The organism is Litorivicinus lipolyticus, from assembly GCF_009650135.1.
GTDB classification, from domain to species: domain Bacteria; phylum Pseudomonadota; class Gammaproteobacteria; order Pseudomonadales; family Litorivicinaceae; genus Litorivicinus; species Litorivicinus lipolyticus.
In genome coordinates, this window is record NZ_CP045871.1 from 1,454,011 (window position 1) to 1,473,292 (window position 19,282).

Here is a 19,282-nt window from a genome sequence, read left to right on the forward strand (position 1 = left end):
AAGCGCGACCAAAATCCGTACACTGCGCGCCATGTTCGATATTGCTGTCAACCTAGCCGACGCCCAATTGCGGCCACGGACCGAGGCCATCCTGAGCCAAGCCTGGCAAGCCCGCGTCTCGGGGTTGCTGGCCTTGGGCACCGATCTAGAAGAAAGCCAGTATCTGTTTGATCAACGCTGGGATTCGCGCGTTCACCTGACCGCCGGCACCCACCCCCACTACGCTGACCAGTTCGCCGGTGGCGACGCCTTTGAAGCCATGTGGCAGGACCCGCGCTGCGTAGCGATCGGCGAATGCGGGCTGGATTACTACCGAATGCTAAGCGATCGGGTGACCCAGCAACAGGTAGCCTGCGTACAATTGGACGCCGCACTGCGGCTGGGCAAACCGGCACTGATGCATGATCGGGAGGCCAGTGCCGACCTGCTGTCCTTGGTCCAGGCACGACCGGGGCTGCGCGGGGTTGTTCATTGCTTTACCGGCGACCGAATCGCCCTGGAGGGGTATTTGAACGCCGGTTTATCGATCGGCCTAACCGCGTGGTGCCTGGATGAACGTCGAGGCCAATCGCTGGCGGCCATTGTTCCGCACATCCCCTTGGATCGGCTGTTGATTGAAACGGACAGCCCGTACCTGGTGCCGCGCACCTTAAAGCCGCGCCCTCGGCGCAACGAACCGGCCTTTATCAGTCACATTGCAATCGGCATTGCTGCCTTGCGCGGCGAAGACCCTGCTACGTTAATTGACCAGACCACCGCCAACGCCCGTGCGCTGTTCCAATGCTGACCGGCGCTGATATCGAAGCGGTCTTCAACGCCTGCTTTCACGACTATGCCACCACCCTCGCCGGTGGCTTTGACGAGCCCTTTTACCGCGCCGGCCCTCCAGCCCAAATCCAGTACCGCGCGGATTTCCTGCGCAGTGCACTGCACGAAACGGCCCACTGGTGTGTCGCCGGATCATACCGCCGGACCCAGGACGACTATGGGTATTGGTACGAAGCGGATGGCCGCGATGCCGACCAGCAGCGCGAATTCGAACGCGTGGAGGTTGTCCCGCAGGCCATCGAGTCACTGTTTTGCGACGCGTTGGCGATTGAGTTCACACCGAGCATTGACAACCTCACGGCGCCACCGGCCACGATCACGAACTTTCAAACCGCCATCGCCGAGGCCGCCAAGCGTATCGCCCTGCGCGACGATCGCTTAACCCGGGCGCATCGCTTTATCGCCGCACTCAAAGGACTGTGATGACCCGTCTATTAAATGAATGGCGAACCATTTGGCGAATTGCCGCACCGCTGTTAGTTGCCCAGCTGTGCTACACCGGCATGGGGGCCGTTGACACCTTGGTGGCCGGTCGCGCAGGCCTGTATGACCTGTCGGGGGTCGCCGTCGGGACTGGCGTTTGGATGCCTATTTCACTGTTTTTGACCGGGCTGTGCTACGCCGTATCGCCGATTACCGCGCGCGCCTATGGCGCCGGCCAAGCGACCCGGGTCGCGCACGTACTGGCCCAAAGCGTATGGCTGGGTGGCGGCCTTGGGCTGGTCGCGGGATTGGCATTGGGGTTCGGTGGCTCCAGCGCGCTGGGCTGGTTTGGCATGGATGCCCAGACCTTCGCCGTCGGCGCCGGCTATTTGGACGCCATCGCCTGGGGGTTGCCTGGGTTTTGCCTTTACCAGGCCCTACGTAGCTATCAAATTGGCCTGGGCACGACACGCGCTGAAATGGTCATTGCCGTGGTTATGGTCACTCTTAACGTGCCACTCAGCCTGGCTTTGGCATTTGGCTGGGGCGCGCTGCCGGCGATGGGCGCGGTCGGCTGTGGCGTAGCAACGTCTATTTTGTTCTGGCTGGCGGCACTCGCACTGGCGCTGGTCGTGTTCGCACGGGCCCGCCCTAGTCGCAGCCAGTGGCGGCCGAACGCCGGGCAATTGAACGCCCTGTTGGCGCTGGGCACCCCGATTGGGATCGCCATCTTTGCAGAGGCCAGTGTGTTCGCGATTATTGCCTTGCTGCTGGCGCCGCTGGGCGCAGTCGCTATCGCCGGGCACACCATTGCACTGAACCTGTCCTCGATTATCTTTATGTTCCCGCTCGCCATCGCCATGGCGGCCACGGCGCGGGTCGGCTACCTACGTGGCACCGGCGACTGGGCGCTGGTTCGCTTCAGCGGGCTCGCCGCGATCGCCTTGGGCTGCGCGTTCGCGGTCATCACCTGTGGTTTGACGCTGCTGTTTCGCGGCACGATCGTGGCGTGGTATGGCGCGCCCAACGATGTCCAAACGTTGGCGATTGGACTGCTACTGCTGGCGGCGGTTTACCAGATACCGGATGCGGTACAGGTGGTGGCTGCGGGCGTATTGCGCGGCTGGGAAGACTCCAAAGGCCCCTTGCTGGTCGCCTTGGTCTGCTATTGGTTGATTGCGCTGCCGGGTGGGATGTGGCTCGGGCGCGGCTGGTTTGGCCAAACCGCAACCGGCGCCAGCGGGTTTTGGGTGTTTTTGATTGTCGGCCTGACCCTTGCCAGCGTCGGTATGGGCTGGCGCCTGCGCATGCACCACCGCTCAGCACCCAACGGCGCGCCATGACACGGTGGCTGCTCGGGTTGGCCGCTGCATTGTCCGTGATCGCCGCGCTCAGCCTACGCTCGGACCCCGCCGCCGCAGTCTGGGACGACTACGCCAACCGCCTGGGACGGGTCCTGGAACAACCGCTAACGCTGACGCCGGTGGCGCCAGTCGGGATACTCACCCCCCGCAGCCAACGCCGGGTTGCGCTGACTGAATCCCGGACCTCGCTGGGCAAGGCTCTGGCCCTCGGTCCCTGTGGCTTGGTGCCGCTGATCGCGGGCAATAATAATTCCCTGGGCAAGGTCGCCCCGGCCACCGCCGAACTGGTTTACACCCAGCAAGCGCTGCGTTTGGCGCGCGCCTGTGTCGCCCAGCCCCCCGCCGCCATTCAGGGCACCGGTGCCGAGGACGGCCTACGCGCGCTGATCGCACATCGCCAAAGCCTGTGGCCACAGTTGCTGTCTAACGCGGTGTTCGCCGCCCCCGAGTTTGATCGCTATTTTCAGTCGAGCGCCGCGGCCCTCGGCCCTGATCAGGTGACCTCGACCGGCCTTGGCGGGCTGGACGACTACCTGGCCATACTCGGCGCCGCCGACGCGGGGGCCACCTTGGAGCTATCGGCGCTGGAGCAAGCCGCACAACGCGTTCAAGCGGCACCGACCGGTGCTACCTGGATCAACAGTCAGCGCCTGGCACGCCACCACCTGGACACCCTGACCGCGGCGATTGATGCGCACCGACTGTGCCAAGGCCCACGCACGCCCGAACAAGGGCTGCTGGCGCGCACGGTCTTCGAGGCAATTTACTTAGATCAGGTCCAGCCGATGCTGACGACCCTGGACCAGCGTGGACGACGCTTGCACGAATTACTCAGTACCCATCAACAGCAAACCGGCATTGTCGTTGATTGGCTCGCCACTGACTGGCACCCTGATCAGCTGCGTCAGGCGACGCGGGCGCATGCCTTGGCGTGGAAAAACCTGCTAACGGCGTGTGGACTGCCCATAGGTACCAAACCCTAGGCAACGCGCCACCACAGCTTTCCTATACTTTGCGTGTGAAAAACCTCTCCGACAGTTGCATTGTTGACCTCCAAGCTGCTCGTTTCGCGCGACGCCACAAAACCGTCCGCCTGATGCCAGAACTGGATGGCGCCGAGGCCTTGTATGATTTGGGGTTTGGTCCGGCGCAACTAATCGCCCGGCCTCTGGTCGCGTGGTCACTAAGCGACACCGGCGTGTGCGCGGGCATGATCGCATTTGATGGCGAGCTGGTCCGAGTCGACGCCCTGGGCAGCCGATTTAAAGGCTATGTCGATGCCGCCAGTGGCGCTGTAAGTCGAACGCCTCCCAACTACGTTGACGCCAGCTTGCGCGCCAGTCACGGCCATTTCAGCCAGGGCCCAGAGCGGGTCGCCCTGACCAGCCCCGAGTCCAACGGCCATCGCGTGGCCGTTTACCGCGCCGGCGACTGGCAATTTAAGCGCGTTATAGGCTGGCGTTTGAATGCGGCCGGCGAAGCGGCGCCCTTAGTTGAGCAGACATCGACCTTGACTGACCCGCCCATGCTGCGGCGCGTCGATGGTCGCAAACTGCGCGGTTATGCCGGCATTGTCGACCCTATCCAAGCCGCTCAGCTAAGCGCCGACGGTCCGATCGAGGCGCGATTTATCGGGCTGCGCAGGCTTTATTTGATCTGAATCAGAAAGCACGAATTCATATCGCTGTCCTGGTCGGTCTGGAGCAACCGATGGCCCAGGGCCGCGCAGTATTTTGGCACGTCGCGCAGCGCCGCTGGATCCGAGCACAACAGCTGAATTTGCTGGCCCGGCGCCATCGAGTCGATGGCCTCGCTGAGCAGGCTAATGGGTTCCGGACACCAAGTGCCATGGGTGTTTAGGGTCTTAGTACCCTGTTCGCTATCGATCATGCCAATGATCATACTTTAGCCCCGAATCAATCACCAACACAGGACAGCGGTGACGGTTTCGCGTAACACTAACAATGCATCTTACATTCTGAGACGCAAATTGGACTTTTTTGACGGTAGCGGCGCTTTCGTCGTGTTGGGTTCACAGACCCAATCACCGTTTCACGTTTCTTCGTCAATTCATTCGGGCGAAGCAGGGAGGCAGTAATGGGCAGTAAAGTTGCATTGGTCACCGGCGGTACGGGTGGCATTGGTACATCGTTGTGCCGTGAATTAGCACAACAAGGGTTTACCGTGGTCGCCGGCTACAACAGTGGCGGCAAGCACGAGAAAGCCCAGGCATGGCAAGCCGCGCAAGTCAAAGACGGTTTCAACATCGACGTAGCCTATGGGGACGTGTCGGACCCGGACAGCTCCGAAGCCTGCGTCAATGCCATTTTGGAACGCCACGGCAGCATTGACGTATTGGTTAACAATGCCGGCATTACACGTGACTCGACCTTCCGCAAGATGACCCTAGATCAGTGGGACGAAGTCATGAACGCGAACCTGCGTAGCGTGTTCAACATGACCCGTTTGTGCATCCAGCCGATGATGGACAGCAAATGGGGCCGTGTGATCAACATTTCGTCCGTCAACGGGCAAAAAGGTCAATTTGGTCAAACCAACTACGCCGCCGCCAAAGCTGGCATGCACGGTTTCACCAAGTCGCTGGCCCAAGAAGTCGCGTCCAAAGGCGTCACGGTCAACACCGTCAGCCCGGGTTACGTGCTGACCGCCATGGTGGCAGCCATCGGTGACGAGGTGCTACAGAAAATCGCCTCGACCATTCCGGTCGGTCGTTTGGGGCAGCCCGAAGAAATCGCCAACGCCGTAGCCTTTTTGGCCAGTGAGCGTGCCGGTTTCATCACCGGTTCCAACCTCGCCATTAACGGCGGCCAGCACATGTTCTAGCGTTACCGCCGGGGCGGGCAATCGCCCCGGCGCTCATTAGGAGGTTTCATGCGAAAGGAAATTCACGTTCTGAGCGCGACCCGGACGGCCATCGGCACTTTTGGCGGCATGTTCAAAAACACCACCCCGATCGAATTAGCCACTGCCGTTTGCCGCGAGGCGATGGACCGCGCCAGCATTGACCCGGCCTTGGTCGGCCACGTCGTAATGGGGCACGTGCTCAACACCGAACCCAAAGACATGTACTTATCGCGGGCCTGTGCCCTCGAATCTGGCATGCCCGACACCACCCCTGCTTTCAACCTGAACCGACTGTGCGGCAGCGGTTTAAGTGCAATCATCAGTGCGGCCCAAATGATTAACGACGGCGAGGCGAAAATCGCCGTCGCCGGTGGCGCTGAAGTCATGAGCCGAGCGCCCTTTTGGGTGCCCTCACAGCGATTTGGCCAACGCATGGGCGACGCCACCATGGTCGACGCCATGCTCGGTGCGCTGTCCGACCCCTTTGACGGCTGCCACATGGGCATTACCGCCGAACGCGTGGCCAGCAAGCACCGGATCACCCGTGAGCAACAAGACGCATTGGCGGCACTGAGCCACCAACGCGCGGCACAGGCCCAAGCCGAAGGCCGTTTTGACGCCCAAATTACGGCCATCGAAACCCAAGTCCGGCGCAAGCCCATGACATTGGACCAGGACGAGCACATCAAGGCCGACACCACGGCCGAGTCACTCGCTGGACTGCGCCCGGCATTTGAGCGTGACGGCACCGTGACCGCCGGCAATGCATCCGGGATCAACGATGCCGCGTGCGCGCTGGTGTTGGCCGAAGCCGGTGCCCCCGGAACCGAAAACACCACGCCCATGGCTCGCCTGGTCGACTATGCGTTTGTCGGCCTGGACCCCAAGGTCATGGGCTTAGGACCGGTGCCCGCGACACGCCGGTTACTGGAAAAAACCGGACTGGGGATCGACGACATCGATGTCTGGGAAGTCAACGAAGCCTTTGCCGCCCAGGCGCTTGGCGTGTGCATTGAACTGGGACTGGATCCGGCCCGGGTCAATCCTAACGGGTCGGGCATCAGCCTAGGGCACCCCATCGGTGCGACCGGCGCCATTGTCGCCACCAAAGCCATTTATGAGCTGCACCGCACCCAAGGTCGCTATGCGATTGCCACCCTGTGTATCGGCGGTGGCCAAGGCGTCGCTGCCCTATTTGAGAGACTGTAATCAAATGAATGCACCCAGCAATGATCCCAACCAGCTGTTCAAAGAACTGACCGAGCAAACCGAGCAAATGATGGCGCGGTTGTCGCACCCGGATCACCTAGCATCGATTGAAAAGCTGACCGAGGCCTGGACGCAGTTGGCCTCAACCCAGTGGCACGACCCGACCCAATGGGTCGAGAACCTGACCCAATTTCAACGTCAGCAAATGAATTTGTGGCAACAAATGATGGGGCTACCGACAGAAACCCAAGACCGCCGCTTTAAGTCCGAGCACTGGGAAGACCAGCCGGTGTACGACTTTATTGCCCAGTCCTACCTGTTGGTTAGCGACATGATGAGCCAGTGGGCCGAGGCCGCACCGGTCGAAGACAAAGACAAAGAGAAACTGCAGTTCTATACCCAGGCCTACATCGATGCCATGAGCCCCAGCAACTTCGCCGCGACCAACCCCGAGGTGCTCAAAGAAGCCATGGAAAGCGGCGGCCAGTCGCTACTTAACGGTTGGAAGAACCTGTTGGGCGACGTCGAAAAAGGTCGCATTACCATGACCGACGAAGCAGCCTTTCAAGTCGGCGAAAACTTGGCCATAACGCCCGGTCAAGTGGTCTTCAAAAACCACCTGTTCGAGTTGATTCAATACACACCCTCAACCCCCGAGGTCAACGCCAAGCCGATGCTGATCGTGCCGCCTTGCATCAACAAGTTCTATATCCTGGACTTGGGCAAAGGCAACAGCTTCATCGAGTACTCGGTGGCTCAAGGTAACACGGTGTTCGTGGTCAGTTGGGTCAACCCTGACGCGTCGTACGCCGACACCAGCTGGAGCGACTACGTCGACCAAGGCGTTATCAAAGCGACCAAGATCGTGCGTGAAATTGCCGACAGTAAAAAAATCAATGCCGTGTCCTGGTGTGTTGGTGGCACCTTGCTGGCCTGTGCGATGGCCGTGATGCAGTCACGCCGCGACAATGGCATTGACAGCGCGACCTTCTTAACCACGCTGTTGGACTTCAGCGATCCCGGTCAACTGGGTCTATTTTTAGAGCCGGACGAAGTCGACCGACGCGAAGCTGCGTTTCGCAAAGAAGGCTACTTCAGCGGCAAGTCCCTGGCCCTGGGTTTCAATCTACTGCGCTCGAATGATCTGATTTGGAGCTACGTGGTCAATAACTACTTGAAAGGTAAAACTCCGCCGCCGTTCGACATTCTTTACTGGAACTCGGACCCGACCAACCTACCGGCGGAAATGTACGCGTTTTACATCCGCGAGCTGTACCTAAACAACAAGTTGAAGGACGGCCAGCTGGAGGTTTGTGGCAAGTCGATTGACCTGTCCAAAGTCAAAGTCCCGTGCTACTTCCTGTCTGCATTGGAAGACCACATTGCACCTTGGAAGGCGACCTTTGAGGGCACCCAACTGCTGGGCGGCAAGGCCACCTTTGTGTTGGGCGGCAGCGGCCACATCGCCGGTGTCATCAACCCGCCGCACAAAAATAAACGCAACTACTGGAGCGATGGCGAATTGGGGCAAAGCGCGGATCATTGGTTGGATACCGCCCAATCACACCCGGGCAGCTGGTGGACGCACTGGTCAGCGTGGGTTAAAGCCCAGGGTGACAGCCAGGTTGCGGCGCCTGAGACCCTCGGTTCAGACACTTACCCCGCGCTTTACCCGGCGCCCGGTGAGTACGTCAAAGTCCGCATTTAGCGGTAAAAAAAGACCCCGAAACCATCAAGGTTTCGGGGTTGTATCCAAGAGCGCGCTCATGGGCAACAAACGCGCGAAGATCGCTAGGTTAGTCACCGCCTGACTCCACAGAAAGTCAGACGACCGCACCGGCATAAATGGTGCAGTGCAAAACCAGCCTACTCTTTTGCTGCGGCGCGTAAATGCTGATCCTGTACTTAGATCGAAGACGCCATAAAGTCTTTGATTTTAGGTGCAATCACGTCGCGAAATTTTCGTCCGTTGAAAATTCCGTAGTGTCCGACCCCATGTTGCAGCCAGTGCAACTTGCGCGATTCATCGATCCCAGCCAACAAATCCTGTGCGGCCTTGGTTTGACCAAACCCTGTGATATCGTCCAATTCGCCTTCGATGGTCATCAGCGCGGGTCTAACAATCGCCGTCATGTCGATGGCCTGACCGCGCCACGTCATCTTATTTTTCGGCAGCAGGTGCTGAATAAATACGCGGTCCAATGTTTCCAAATAGTAGTCCGCCGGCAAATCCATGACCGCCAAATATTCGTCGTAAAACTGACGGTGTTTTTCGGCACTGTCGCCGTCGCCGTTAATCAGATCATCAAAAAACTTGAAGTGTTTACTCATGTGGTTGTCGAAGTTCATCGCCATAAAGCCACTGAGCTGAATAAAACCGGGGTAGACCTTTTGGCCGGCACCGGCAAAACGCCAGGGTACCGTCTTAACGACGTTTTTCTCGAACCATTCCAAGTCGCGATTGGCAGCGTAATCGTTAACTTCAGTCGGGCTCAAACGGGTGTCGATCGGTCCCCCCATCAGGGTGATGCTGGCGACATGCTGATCGCGCCCTTGCATGGCCTGAACCGCCGCCATCATTAACACCGGCACCGAGGGCTGGCAGACCGCGACCACATGAACTGGCGCTGCGATCGCTTCGCTGAAAGTCAACAAATAGTCGACGTAGTCATCCAGATGGAATCCACCAACGCTAACCGGAACATCACGGGTGTTCTTCCAATCCGTGATGTAGACCCGATGGTCTGGCAAGAATTCAGCCACGGTTGAGCGCAACAGCGTCGCCCAATGCCCCGACAACGGCGCCACCATCAACACCCGCGGCGCATCCGCCGACAAGTCGCTTTCAAATTCGATCAGATCACAGTAGTCGTGGCTAAGCACCACGCGAGTCGCCACGCCCAAGTCCCAATCGGGTTTAGGGTAGTTTGCAGTCTGGCGCTCCAGCAGTTCAAGCTGGGCGCGCATCAAGCGCGAACCGGGCATATAGTGGGCTGGGCTAAATGGATTGGACATCGATTTACGCATCGACGAGACGACAAAGTTGCCAGGTGCGAGGAATCGCGCGAGCATGTCTTGGGCCTGATACAGCATAACGATCCTTGAACCTCGAGTTGTGTTGAGCCAAAGTGTGCACTGCAACATAACAAATCACCATCATTAAATGCCAACTCTGCGACAAAGGAAACGCCACCACATGACCACTGCACTTTGGACACCCTCCCAGGATCAGATCGACGCCAGCGAAATCAGCCGGCTATGCCAGCACTTTGGACTGGCACCGACCTTCCAAGCCTTGCATCAATTCAGCATTGAGCAACCGGGTGCATTTTGGGCCGGGTGGTTGACTCATGCCGACATCATCACCAACGGTAGCCTTAGCCCCAGCCTGATTAGCGCGCCGCAAATGAAGGACGCCGAGTGGTTTCCAGACCTGCAACTGAACTTTGCCGCAAACTGTTTAGCGCCCCACTACACCGGCAGCGCATTTGTTGAGTTGAAAGAAAACGGTGATCGCCGCGAGCTCAGCCGTGACGTATTGCGCGGCCAAGTCGGCGCACTCAGTCACTGGCTGCGGACTCAAGGTGTCGGGCGCGGCGATGTCGTCGCCGGCTTTTTGCCCAACGGCGGCGACGCGGTGCTGGCGATGCTGGCATGTGCCGCCGTCGGCGCCATCTGGACCAGCTGCTCGCCTGATTTTGGAACCTCAGGCGTGCTCGATCGTTTTGGCCAGACCCGCCCGAAGGTGCTGTTCTGTGTCGACGGCTACCACTACAACGGCAAGACGCATGATGCTTGGCAAAAAATTCAGAGCGTCGCCGCCAGCCTACCCGGGCTACAGGCCATTGTTAGAGTCAGCTATGCGGGTGCGCCCGCTGATTTGGCGGCATCGGTGGTGCCTGCGCACGGACTTGAAGACCTGATTGCCGCACCGCGCGCGCCTGAATACACGCCAGTCGGATTTCGCGACCCACTGTTCATTTTGTATTCCTCCGGGACCACCGGCGCGCCTAAGTGCATTATTCACAGCGCCGGCGGTACCCTAGCCCAGCTGACCAAAGAGCATCGGTTGCATGTCGGACTGCAGGCCGGCGATCGTTTGTTTTATTACACCACGCTGGGCTGGATGATGTGGAATTGGCTGGTCACTGGACTGGCCAGTGGCGCCACCCTGATGCTATTTGACGGTTCGCCCTTCTACCCCGGCCCAGCGGCCTTGGTAGAACTGGCCGACGCCGAGCGATTTAGCGTCTTCGGCACCAGCGCCAAATACCTGGCCGCGCTCGAAAAAGCCGCGGTGGTGCCGCGTGACATGGCGCCCTTCGAGTCACTCAAAGCGATTCTATCAACCGGGTCACCACTGGCCCACGAAAGCTTTGAATTTGTCTACCGGGACTGGAAGTCTGACGTGTTGTTGGGGTCCATTTCCGGCGGCACCGACATCGTCAGCTGTTTCGTCCTGAGTGATCCGACCTCCCCGGTGTATGCCGGCCAAATCCAGCGCGCTGGGCTTGGCATGGACGTGCGCATTGTCGACGAGGCCGGTAATGAACTGGCCCCAGGCGCTGGCAAAGGTGAGCTGATTTGCGCCACCCCTTTCCCGTCAATGCCGGTCGGTTTTTGGAACGACCCCGATGGCAGCCGCTACCAAGCCGCCTACTTTGATCGCTTCCCAGGTATTTGGGCCCACGGTGACTACGCCGAACAGACCGTCGAGGGTGGCTACATTATCCACGGCCGCTCCGACGCGACGCTGAACCCCGGCGGCGTGCGTATCGGCACCGCGGAAATATACCGCCAAGTCGAACGCGTCGAGTCGGTCATCGACTGCCTTGCGATCGGCCAGCGCTGGGAGGACGACGTGCGCGTTGTGCTGTTCGTGGTGTTGCGCGACGGTCTGACCCTGGATGCGGCGCTCGAAAAAACGCTGCGCACCGAAATTCGTACCCACACCACACCCCGCCACGTGCCGGCGCGAATTGTTCAGGTCCCCGAACTGCCTCGTACCCGCAGCGGCAAGTTGGTAGAACTGGCCGTTCGCTCTGTGGTACACAATGAACCGGTAGCGAACACCGAAGCCTTGGCCAACCCTGGGGCCTTGGACTATTTTAAAAATTTGGACGCACTGACTAACTAATGAGATTTCTGGGACTAGTGGCCGGGCTGACGCTCGCATTATCAAGCCTGGCGGCGTCGGACCTTCGGGTCTTGATTGACGTATCCGGCAGCATGAAAGCGAATGACCCGGAATCGTTGCGCCGACCGGCGGCCGAGCTGATTGCCCGGCTATTGCCCGCGCAATCACGTGCTGGCGTTTGGCTATTTGGCACCGATACCCGCACCCTGGTTAACTACGGCAACGTCGACGACGATTGGCGCAGCGCCACCCTGACCCAAGCCGAACAGATTTCCAGCGCTGATCAATTCACCGACATCGAAAACGCCCTGTCGATGGGATTGGCGCCACCGACCAGTGCCCAGCGCGACTGCCATGTCATCCTGGTCACAGACGGCCTGATTGACCTCAAGGCCGGAGCCGCCGCCATCCGCGAAAGCCGCGCCCGAATCGAAAGCCAGTTGACCCGCCAGGCAGTCGCCCAAGACTGCCGAATTCACACCCTCGGCCTTTCATCGAACGCGGATCTGGCACTGCTCAGCCGCCTGGCCCAGGCCACGGGGGGACTGAGTGCGTCACTGTCCGGTGCCGCCGAGTTAATCCCGGTGCTGATCAATGCGCTGGAAATCGCATTGCCGAACAACCAACTGCCGGTGAGCGAAGGTCGCTTTACCGTTGATGACAGTGTCAAGCAACAGACCGTGATCGCCCTCAAAGGCGATGGCGAAAACCCACCCCTGGTACTGCGCTCCCCCAGCGGCCGCGTCATCACGCCTGAATCCAACATCCCCGGCATCGAGTACGAGGACACCGCGGGCTACCAGCTTTACCAGATCACCGATCCGGAACTTGGCGAATGGACGGTAGTCGGCAACCAAGCCGACCGCGTTTTTGTTGAATCGCAGTTAGAACTGGCGCTGATTGACTTCCCAAGCACCGTAGAGGTTGGCCAACCGATCAACCTGGTGACTGAAATAAAACGTGACGGCACCCCAATCACTGCGATGCCGGGACTGCGGGTCAGCGCTACCATCAGCCAAGACGGTGCCGTGCTGCAAACGCTGACGTTGACGGCCAAAGGTGACCTGACTGGCTTTCAGGCACGGCTGCCAGAACTGGCGGCGGGCGACTACCAGATCAGCGTTTTAGCCCGCGCCGCCCAAATCGAACGCAAGATCGACCGCTCGCTGCGCGTCATCGCCATACAAGCGGCGGCGGCACTCGAATCCGATACGACCCAGGCGATCACTCAGTTCAAGGCGCCCGCGCGCGCCGACGCCAGCGTCGACACAAGCACCCAGCCGGCCAGTGAAGCCTCGGCAACACCGGCCGAGGTACTGGCTGCGCCGGTATTGCAGTCCGGCTTGACGCTGTCCCAGTGGTTGTGGGCAATCGGGGGCGTATTATTGGCGATCATTATTGCGCTGGCATTTTGGTTGGCACGGGCCGAGAAAAAATCATGAACGGACTTTGGGAAACACTGCAAGGCTTGGGTTATATAGCCTGTGTCATGTGGGTGCTGGCTGCAGTGGTTGGCGTTATTCGACCACAGGTGCTTCGAAAGACCGAACGCATGGACGTTATACGCCTGTGTAGCATGGGCTTTCTGGTGTCGTTTTTAGTGGTTGCCAACGCCACCTATTTGCTTAGTTGACCCAGCTCACAAAACACGACTTTCGCGCCCTATTTCAGGCCAGTAGTCTAGGCTTAGACCATGACCAATTTAGGCCTCAAAGCATTCGCTGATCGACACTCCCTGACCTTGGTTCAGCTCGCGGCTGGCCATGCGGTAACGCTGAGTGCGGACGACCCGCCTCCGCGTGCGCTACTGGCGGCGATTGAGCGAGGCCAACAACACGTGCGCGCCGCCGGTTGGGCTGCGATCAACCTGGGTCACGACAGCCTTTGGCTGGCGCTATCGCCGTCCACTATCAACGCTTCTGAGGAAACCGCCAGTCTGCGCCGGCAACTGACCTGGATGGATCAAAACGATCGTCTGACTGGTTTGATGACCCGCGACGCCATGACCAACGCTCTGGCGCCGTTGGTGTCCAACGATGAATTTTTGTGCCTGTACATTGCGATCCAAGACTTCCGCGACGTCGATGCCTTGCGCGGTACCCGCGCGGCGGACATGGTGCTGCAAGCACTCGGCGGCCGCCTAGCGATGCACTGCGCCGAAAACGACGCCATGGCCAGCCGCATCAACGCCCATGCCTTTGTCGTGCTGGTGCGGCTTGATGATGAGCCCGCCGGCACCGCCGCCGCACTGATCGAGGAGTTGGGTCAGCCGATCGCGTTGGAATTTGGCACCATCCGCATGCGCTACGCAGTGGGCATGGCGACCTCACCGCAACACGGCACCACGGTCGAGCACCTGATCCGGCATGCCGAATTGGCCAGCCGCGAAGCGACAAGAGTGAGCGACGGCGTGGTCCTGTTCAATACCGATATTGAGCGTGCCTATATGCGCGCACGCGCGGTCGCCAAAGGCGCCCTAGCCGCCTTCACCGAAGGTCAGCTGAGCGTCCACTATCAGCTGCAGGTGCCTTTGGGCACCGGTAAGGCCGGCGCCGAGGCGCTGATACGCTGGAATCACCCGAGCCTGGGCACGGTGCCGCCGAACGAGTTTCTACCGGTCTTTGAGGCCCAGGGCTTGATGAGTCGACTGACCGAGTTCGTGCTCGAAACCAGTTTGCGCGAATGGAACGTCAGCGAAACCGCAGACATGAACCTGTCGATTAATCTGCCGCCGCAGCTGATTGATCAAAGCATGGCGGATGCCATTGCCGACCGCTGCCATCGCCATCAGTTTGACCTCGGCCGGCTGATCCTTGAAATCACTGAACAGCAGCTGCCGACCGACCCGGACAAGCTCAGTAGCCTGCATTGGTTGCAGCAACAAGGTGTCCAAATCGCGATTGATGACTTCGGGGTCGGCCAGTCGTGCCTGGCGCGATTGGGCCAGATTCAATTTGATGAACTGAAAATCGATCGATCTTTAATTGTTAAGCTGGACCAGGACGGCAGCCAGAGCGCCGTGATTCGTAGCATTATCGCACTGGCCAAATCACTGGGCATGAAGGTAGTGGCCGAAGGCGTCGAAACCGAAGGCCAGTTCTCGACCCTATCCAGCTTTGAATGCGACCGTATCCAGGGCTTCTACACCGCCCGCCCTCAACCCTTTAGCGAGCTGCGCAGCCGGCTTATGCATTGAGAAAGCGCGTTTTTAAGTGCACTTCGTCCCACTCATCCTGAACCTCGGAGCCGACCGTGATACCGCCGCCGACTCCAAACTCGAAGTGGCCATTGGCATGGGTCAGGGTTCGAATCGCAACATTGGCGACCGATCGGCCCTGGTGTAGGTAACCCAGGCTGCCGGTGTACAGTCCGCGTGGCGTGCTTTCCAGCTCGGTGATGACTTCAATGGCGCGTTTTTTCGGTGCCCCAGTGATCGAGCCAAACGGAATCAACGCACGGGCCCAGGCGTCCAGCCGCGGATCGACAAGTTGCGCCTGGATACGCGAGACCATTTGCTGAACCGTTTGAAAGCGCCGCACTTCAAAAGCGATCGGCACCTGGACACTGCCCGTCACGGCGATCCGGCCGAGGTCGTTGCGGATCAGATCAACGATCATCACGTTCTCGGCACGATTTTTCGGGTCATCGGCCAACCAATTGGCCAGGGCGCGGGCGCGGGCATCATCATCGTGATTGGCAATCGTACCCTTCATCGGTTCGCAGTGTATGGCGTCCCCGTCGACCGACCACAGCTGCTCCGGTGACTGGCTGACGGCCCACCCATCGCCCCAGGGCATCAGCGCGTGAAAAGGCACCCACTGGTGCGCCAGCAGCCGCCGATGCAGCGCCTGGGCCGAGCCTGCGAACCGGCCCTGGCCGCGCACCGTCAAATTAACCTGATAGCAATCCCCCGCCGCCAAATAACCTTGAACACGGTCATAGGCGGCACGCCACTGCTCGAAGTCCTGTGATAACGACCATTCGAGGGCGCAATCGGCCACCGGCAAACGGGCCAACACCTCGTCATTCGACAGCGTTTCAACACGCCCCCAAACGCAGGCATCCAGCCCGGGAAGCGGGTCCGACGCCGTGCCCAGAAAATCCGCCACCGAGGCTTCGTAGCTGATACCGAATGTGACCGGATGACGTTGCGAGTCGGACTGCAATTCGCGCCAGACGGGCCCGCGATCGACACCGGCCGAGCGCCGCTCGCGCAGGTCCGAGAACCACAGCGTTGTGTCCGAGCCAATGCCCATAAGCGCGTAAGGAGTTGTTGTCATGCCGATCCGACCACCAAGTAAGCGCGTACTCTAGCGAGTCAGTGGGCCGACGCCAACGTCAATCTGATCGGTAATCCACGCATGGCAACGCGTGTCGACAACACCGGCGTCAAGCGCCAACGACCAGGCCACCACCGGTGTCGCCGGCCAAGGCTGCATATTGGCCAGCAGTTGGCGCTCCGGGTGCAGCCAAAAATGCCGGTGAGCGCGCCAAAATTTCAGCGCCGCCGGAATGTCATCATCAAACAATAAGCCTTTGCGTGGCTCCGGCCAGCGCGTATCCGCCTGTTCCAGCAGTGCGCCGTCAAAACTGGACAACCACCAACTCGCAGGCCAGTTCGGCAACCCCAATCGGCTCAGTTCGCCATCGCTGGCGCGGCCCGTGCCCTGGCGCAATTTCAGTTCGACGTTGACCCTGCTATCGCCAAAGTGCTGGATCAATTGATTCAATGACATCAGCGGCTGACCACCCAGCCCGACCAGCTGGGCGACACGGTGTGACGGCAGTTGATCCAAATACAGCGCCGGTGGCTGATGGATGTGTTCGTGTAAGGCACTGGAGTGGATCAACCAGCCACGCCCATCCGCATCCAAGCACAGGTCGACCTCGACAAAATCAGCCCCGGCACTGAAGGCCAGGGCGATTGCGGCATGGCTGTTTTCCTGGGGGACGCGTTGGCGACCACCGCGGGCGTCGGTCCGACCACAGCCACGGTGCCCGCCGATCAAAACCCCTGTCACGGCACCAACGACACGCGATCATCACCAATGCGCAGGTTCGTCAGCACCTTGGCGGCCAATCGCGTGCGCGGATCCGAATCCAACCGGTAGATCGGTTGGCTGGAAAAATAGGCGTCCAGAGCCTGGGTCAGGGCGCCGCCATTTTCACCTAGAAACTGATCAATCTTTTGATCATAACCCTCTGATAATCCGAGTGATAGCAATTTTGGGGATGTCAGATAAATAGCCTCATCCTTGATCATCAGACCGGCCTGGAAACGGGGCGCCAGCCGAGTTTTAACGGTGCCAATTAACGGCACTGTGGTGTTCAGTGTTGACTCAAACCCAGCCACCACCGCACCGCCATCCGCCGCCACCAAGTCCAAGTCGACGTCTTCCAGCAACAAGGAGATGTCCATGATGGCCGTGTTCACCAACGGCAACGCACCGTCCGCGCCCATCCGACTCTGTAATTGGCTTTTCGCCACGGACTGCAACGTGGCCTCGTCAATGTCCAGACCTGATAAACCATCGACACTGGCACAGGCACTTAGAAGTGACGCCAAGATAACTGGGATGAAACGCATGCTGGACTCCTTTTTTTTTAGTATGCGAGCATGGCCTGACAACGCTAGGGACCTGAGTGCATAGGTCTCAGGTTTCTAAGATAGCGCGTAACCGACTGGCCATGTCAAACGCCCCGGCCGAGTCGCTGTGAACACACAGCGTTTGCGCTTTTATTTCAATGTCTTGGCCGCCGTCGACCGTCAACGAACCGAGCTGAAGTGAGCGGACCTGAGCTTGCATGGCCTGACCATCCGCCAACACGGCATTGGGCAGGTGACGCGGTCGCAGCTGGCCGGAGCCTTCGTAGCTGCGGTCGGCAAAGGCCTCGGCAATAACAAAAAAACCATGCGCTTCGGCACAAGCACGGGCTTGGGCCCCAGCCGGGCCTGCCATCAGCATCAAGGCCGGGCGATCCGGCAGCGCTTTAAGTGCCTGGCACCACTGCTCCAGGGTCGGGATGTCTTGGTGCAGGCGGTGATACAGCGCGCCGTGCGGCTTGATGTATTCGGGCATGACGTGTTGCTGGCGCGCGATTCCGCCCAGCGCACCCCATTGATAGAGCGTCCAATCGATCACCTCTTCGGCGCTGGAGGGCAGCGCACGGCGACCAAAGCCGGCCAAATCCGGGTAGCCAACGTGAGCGCCGATGCGCACACCATGGCGCTTAGCCGCGGCCACCGTAGCCCGCATAATGTGCGCATCGCCGGCGTGAAAGCCACAGGCAATGTTGGCCAAATCCAGCAACGGCAACAGCGCCGCATCCGGCCCCATGGTCCAGGCACCGAAGCCCTCTCCTAGGTCGCAATTAATGAGCATTATTTTTCCTTGTGGCCTGGCGTATTCAACCACAGACCACGCCCCAGTAGGAATGCCTGGGGCGCGGCGCAGTGGTACGATGGGCACATGACGACCATTGCCCTGACCTGCCCGCTTTGCCACAGCGCCCTAACCATCGCCGACCGCCGCGCATGCTGCGAGCACGGTCACAGCTTCGATCAAGCCAAGCAAGGCTATTGGAACCTGCTGCCGGTGCAAAACAAAAAAACACGTAGCCCCGGCGACGATCGATCGATGCTGGACGCGCGGCGGCGTTTTTTAGAAGCCGGCCACTACCGACCACTGGTCGAGCACCTGGCGGCGGACTGCGCGTCCGGCGTCGGACTGGATCTGGGCTGTGGTGAGGGCTGGTATGCACGACAGCTGAACGCCGCCGCCGGCGTCGACATTGCCAAAGATGGGGTACGCATGGCTGCCAGCCAACAAAAAGCGGCGACCTTTGTGGTCGGCTCAAACGTGGCGACGCCCTTCCAGCGCAATCAATTTGACTGGGTACTGTGTGTGTTTGCGCCGTTCGACCTGGCCGAAGTCCAACGGCTACTCAAACCCGGCGGCCGCTTTATTCACGTCGGTCCTGGCAGCAACCACTTGCGAGCACTGGCAGCCCAGATTTATGACCAGCCCAGTGCCCACGCCACCGCAGCCACAACGTCGAGTCTGGGCGAACGCGCAACGCTGGATCAAGTCAGGGTTGAGTTGCACTTAAAAGGGGCCGAATTGGCCGACCTGCATCAAATGACACCGTATTTTTGGAGCACCCCCGCCGACAAGCGCAGTGCGATCGAACAGCACCCAGGACTGGATGTTGTGGCCGAATTCGACGTGCGGCGATTGACCCTAGGCGACGCTTAAATTCTCACGCATCGAATGATAACTGTCGCGGCAAGTAGGCATGCCGGGCCTTGAGCTTTTGATACTGGTGCAAGGTGTTCAAAGCACCGACCACGCCGACCTGCAACGCCGCCGACGGATTATCCAGCACCCCGCGCGCCACTGCTTTGTGGGCCGTGAATAAAGCCATCAGGTGCTTCCAAAATCATAAACGCAAAGTC

At 59.8% G+C, this 19,282-nt stretch carries 20 protein-coding genes; 13 read left to right on the forward strand and 7 right to left on the reverse strand.

Features of this window, described 5'->3' with window-relative positions:
• The first annotated feature begins 31 nt into the window (after positions 1 to 31).
• The 5 genes from GH975_RS07300 (at position 32) to GH975_RS07320 (ending at position 4,275) form a co-directional block, all read left to right on the forward strand.
• Positions 32 to 787, forward strand: a complete 756-nt coding sequence (locus GH975_RS07300; protein WP_153713889.1) for a TatD family hydrolase — start codon at positions 32 to 34, stop codon at positions 785 to 787.
• Complete coding sequence (locus GH975_RS07305) at positions 781 to 1,251, forward strand: elongation factor P hydroxylase (RefSeq protein ID WP_153713890.1); 471 nt, start codon at positions 781 to 783, stop codon at positions 1,249 to 1,251. Before GH975_RS07300 ends, GH975_RS07305 begins: the two co-directional genes overlap by 7 nt.
• Entirely contained in the window at positions 1,251 to 2,594 is a 1,344-nt protein-coding gene (locus tag GH975_RS07310; protein ID WP_153713891.1) for an MATE family efflux transporter, read from the forward strand. Before GH975_RS07305 ends, GH975_RS07310 begins: the two co-directional genes overlap by 1 nt.
• Positions 2,591 to 3,598 (forward strand): DUF3080 family protein, encoded by a 1,008-nt coding sequence (locus GH975_RS07315; RefSeq protein ID WP_153713892.1) that lies wholly within the window; start codon positions 2,591 to 2,593, stop codon positions 3,596 to 3,598. The genes GH975_RS07310 and GH975_RS07315 overlap by 4 nt, the downstream gene beginning before the upstream one ends.
• Before the next feature lie 113 nt (positions 3,599 to 3,711).
• Positions 3,712 to 4,275: a hypothetical protein gene (locus GH975_RS07320; protein ID WP_153713893.1), complete on the forward strand. Its 564-nt coding sequence runs from the start codon at positions 3,712 to 3,714 to the stop codon at positions 4,273 to 4,275.
• Here GH975_RS07320 and GH975_RS07325 read toward each other — a convergent pair.
• A complete protein-coding gene (locus tag GH975_RS07325; RefSeq protein WP_246164697.1) occupies positions 4,263 to 4,505 on the reverse strand; it encodes a sulfurtransferase TusA family protein in 243 nt (80 codons plus the stop codon). The genes GH975_RS07320 and GH975_RS07325 overlap by 13 nt on opposite strands.
• A gap of 207 nt (positions 4,506 to 4,712) precedes the next feature.
• On the opposite strand from GH975_RS07325, the gene phbB reads away from it, so the two are divergent.
• The 3 genes from phbB to GH975_RS07340 are packed head-to-tail and all read left to right on the forward strand — an operon-like array spanning position 4,713 to position 8,397.
• The gene (gene phbB / locus GH975_RS07330; RefSeq protein WP_153713895.1) at positions 4,713 to 5,459 is read left to right on the forward strand and encodes an acetoacetyl-CoA reductase; all 747 of its coding nucleotides are present in this window, start codon (positions 4,713 to 4,715) and stop codon (positions 5,457 to 5,459) included.
• 48 nt (positions 5,460 to 5,507) lie between these two features.
• Complete coding sequence (gene bktB / locus GH975_RS07335) at positions 5,508 to 6,689, forward strand: beta-ketothiolase BktB (protein ID WP_153713896.1); 1,182 nt, start codon at positions 5,508 to 5,510, stop codon at positions 6,687 to 6,689.
• 4 nt (positions 6,690 to 6,693) lie between these two features.
• The gene (locus GH975_RS07340; protein ID WP_153713897.1) at positions 6,694 to 8,397 is read left to right on the forward strand and encodes a PHA/PHB synthase family protein; all 1,704 of its coding nucleotides are present in this window, start codon (positions 6,694 to 6,696) and stop codon (positions 8,395 to 8,397) included.
• Positions 8,398 to 8,594: 197 nt separating this feature from the next.
• On the opposite strand, the gene GH975_RS07345 is transcribed toward GH975_RS07340, so the two are convergent.
• Positions 8,595 to 9,782 (reverse strand): polyhydroxyalkanoate depolymerase, encoded by a 1,188-nt coding sequence (locus tag GH975_RS07345; protein ID WP_170272586.1) that lies wholly within the window; start codon positions 9,780 to 9,782, stop codon positions 8,595 to 8,597.
• Positions 9,783 to 9,885: 103 nt separating this feature from the next.
• Between GH975_RS07345 and GH975_RS07350 the strand changes: the two genes are divergently transcribed.
• The 4 genes from GH975_RS07350 to GH975_RS07365 are packed head-to-tail and all read left to right on the forward strand — an operon-like array spanning position 9,886 to position 15,022.
• Positions 9,886 to 11,826, forward strand: a complete 1,941-nt coding sequence (locus GH975_RS07350; protein WP_153713899.1) for an acetoacetate--CoA ligase — start codon at positions 9,886 to 9,888, stop codon at positions 11,824 to 11,826.
• Entirely contained in the window at positions 11,826 to 13,268 is a 1,443-nt protein-coding gene (locus GH975_RS07355) for a VWA domain-containing protein (protein WP_153713900.1), read from the forward strand. The genes GH975_RS07350 and GH975_RS07355 overlap by 1 nt, the downstream gene beginning before the upstream one ends.
• Complete coding sequence (locus GH975_RS07360; protein WP_153713901.1) at positions 13,265 to 13,459, forward strand: hypothetical protein; 195 nt, start codon at positions 13,265 to 13,267, stop codon at positions 13,457 to 13,459. The genes GH975_RS07355 and GH975_RS07360 overlap by 4 nt, the downstream gene beginning before the upstream one ends.
• Before the next feature lie 60 nt (positions 13,460 to 13,519).
• A complete protein-coding gene (locus GH975_RS07365) occupies positions 13,520 to 15,022 on the forward strand; it encodes a putative bifunctional diguanylate cyclase/phosphodiesterase (protein WP_153713902.1) in 1,503 nt (500 codons plus the stop codon).
• Here GH975_RS07365 and GH975_RS07370 read toward each other — a convergent pair.
• The 4 genes from GH975_RS07370 to GH975_RS07385 all read right to left on the reverse strand — a co-directional run bounded on the left by GH975_RS07370 (position 15,012) and on the right by GH975_RS07385 (position 18,209).
• Positions 15,012 to 16,106 (reverse strand): chorismate-binding protein, encoded by a 1,095-nt coding sequence (locus tag GH975_RS07370; protein ID WP_153713903.1) that lies wholly within the window; start codon positions 16,104 to 16,106, stop codon positions 15,012 to 15,014. The two genes, GH975_RS07365 and GH975_RS07370, sit on opposite strands and share 11 nt — an antisense overlap.
• Positions 16,107 to 16,136: 30 nt before the next feature.
• Positions 16,137 to 16,847: a glycerophosphodiester phosphodiesterase gene (locus GH975_RS07375; RefSeq protein WP_153713904.1), complete on the reverse strand. Its 711-nt coding sequence runs from the start codon at positions 16,845 to 16,847 to the stop codon at positions 16,137 to 16,139.
• Positions 16,844 to 17,413: a DUF1439 domain-containing protein gene (locus GH975_RS07380; protein ID WP_153713905.1), complete on the reverse strand. Its 570-nt coding sequence runs from the start codon at positions 17,411 to 17,413 to the stop codon at positions 16,844 to 16,846. Before GH975_RS07380 ends, GH975_RS07375 begins: the two co-directional genes overlap by 4 nt.
• A gap of 67 nt (positions 17,414 to 17,480) precedes the next feature.
• Positions 17,481 to 18,209 carry a 5-oxoprolinase subunit PxpA gene (locus tag GH975_RS07385; protein WP_153713906.1) on the reverse strand — a complete coding sequence of 243 codons (729 nt, stop codon included), beginning with the start codon at positions 18,207 to 18,209 and terminating at the stop codon, positions 17,481 to 17,483.
• Positions 18,210 to 18,296: 87 nt separating this feature from the next.
• On the opposite strand from GH975_RS07385, the gene GH975_RS07390 reads away from it, so the two are divergent.
• On the forward strand, positions 18,297 to 19,082 hold the full coding sequence (locus tag GH975_RS07390) for a putative RNA methyltransferase (RefSeq protein ID WP_153713907.1): 786 nt from the start codon (positions 18,297 to 18,299) through the stop codon (positions 19,080 to 19,082).
• A 4-nt stretch (positions 19,083 to 19,086) separates the two neighbouring features.
• Here GH975_RS07390 and GH975_RS07395 read toward each other — a convergent pair whose 3' ends face one another.
• Complete coding sequence (locus GH975_RS07395; RefSeq protein WP_153713908.1) at positions 19,087 to 19,251, reverse strand: hypothetical protein; 165 nt, start codon at positions 19,249 to 19,251, stop codon at positions 19,087 to 19,089.
• Positions 19,252 to 19,282 lie beyond the last annotated feature (31 nt).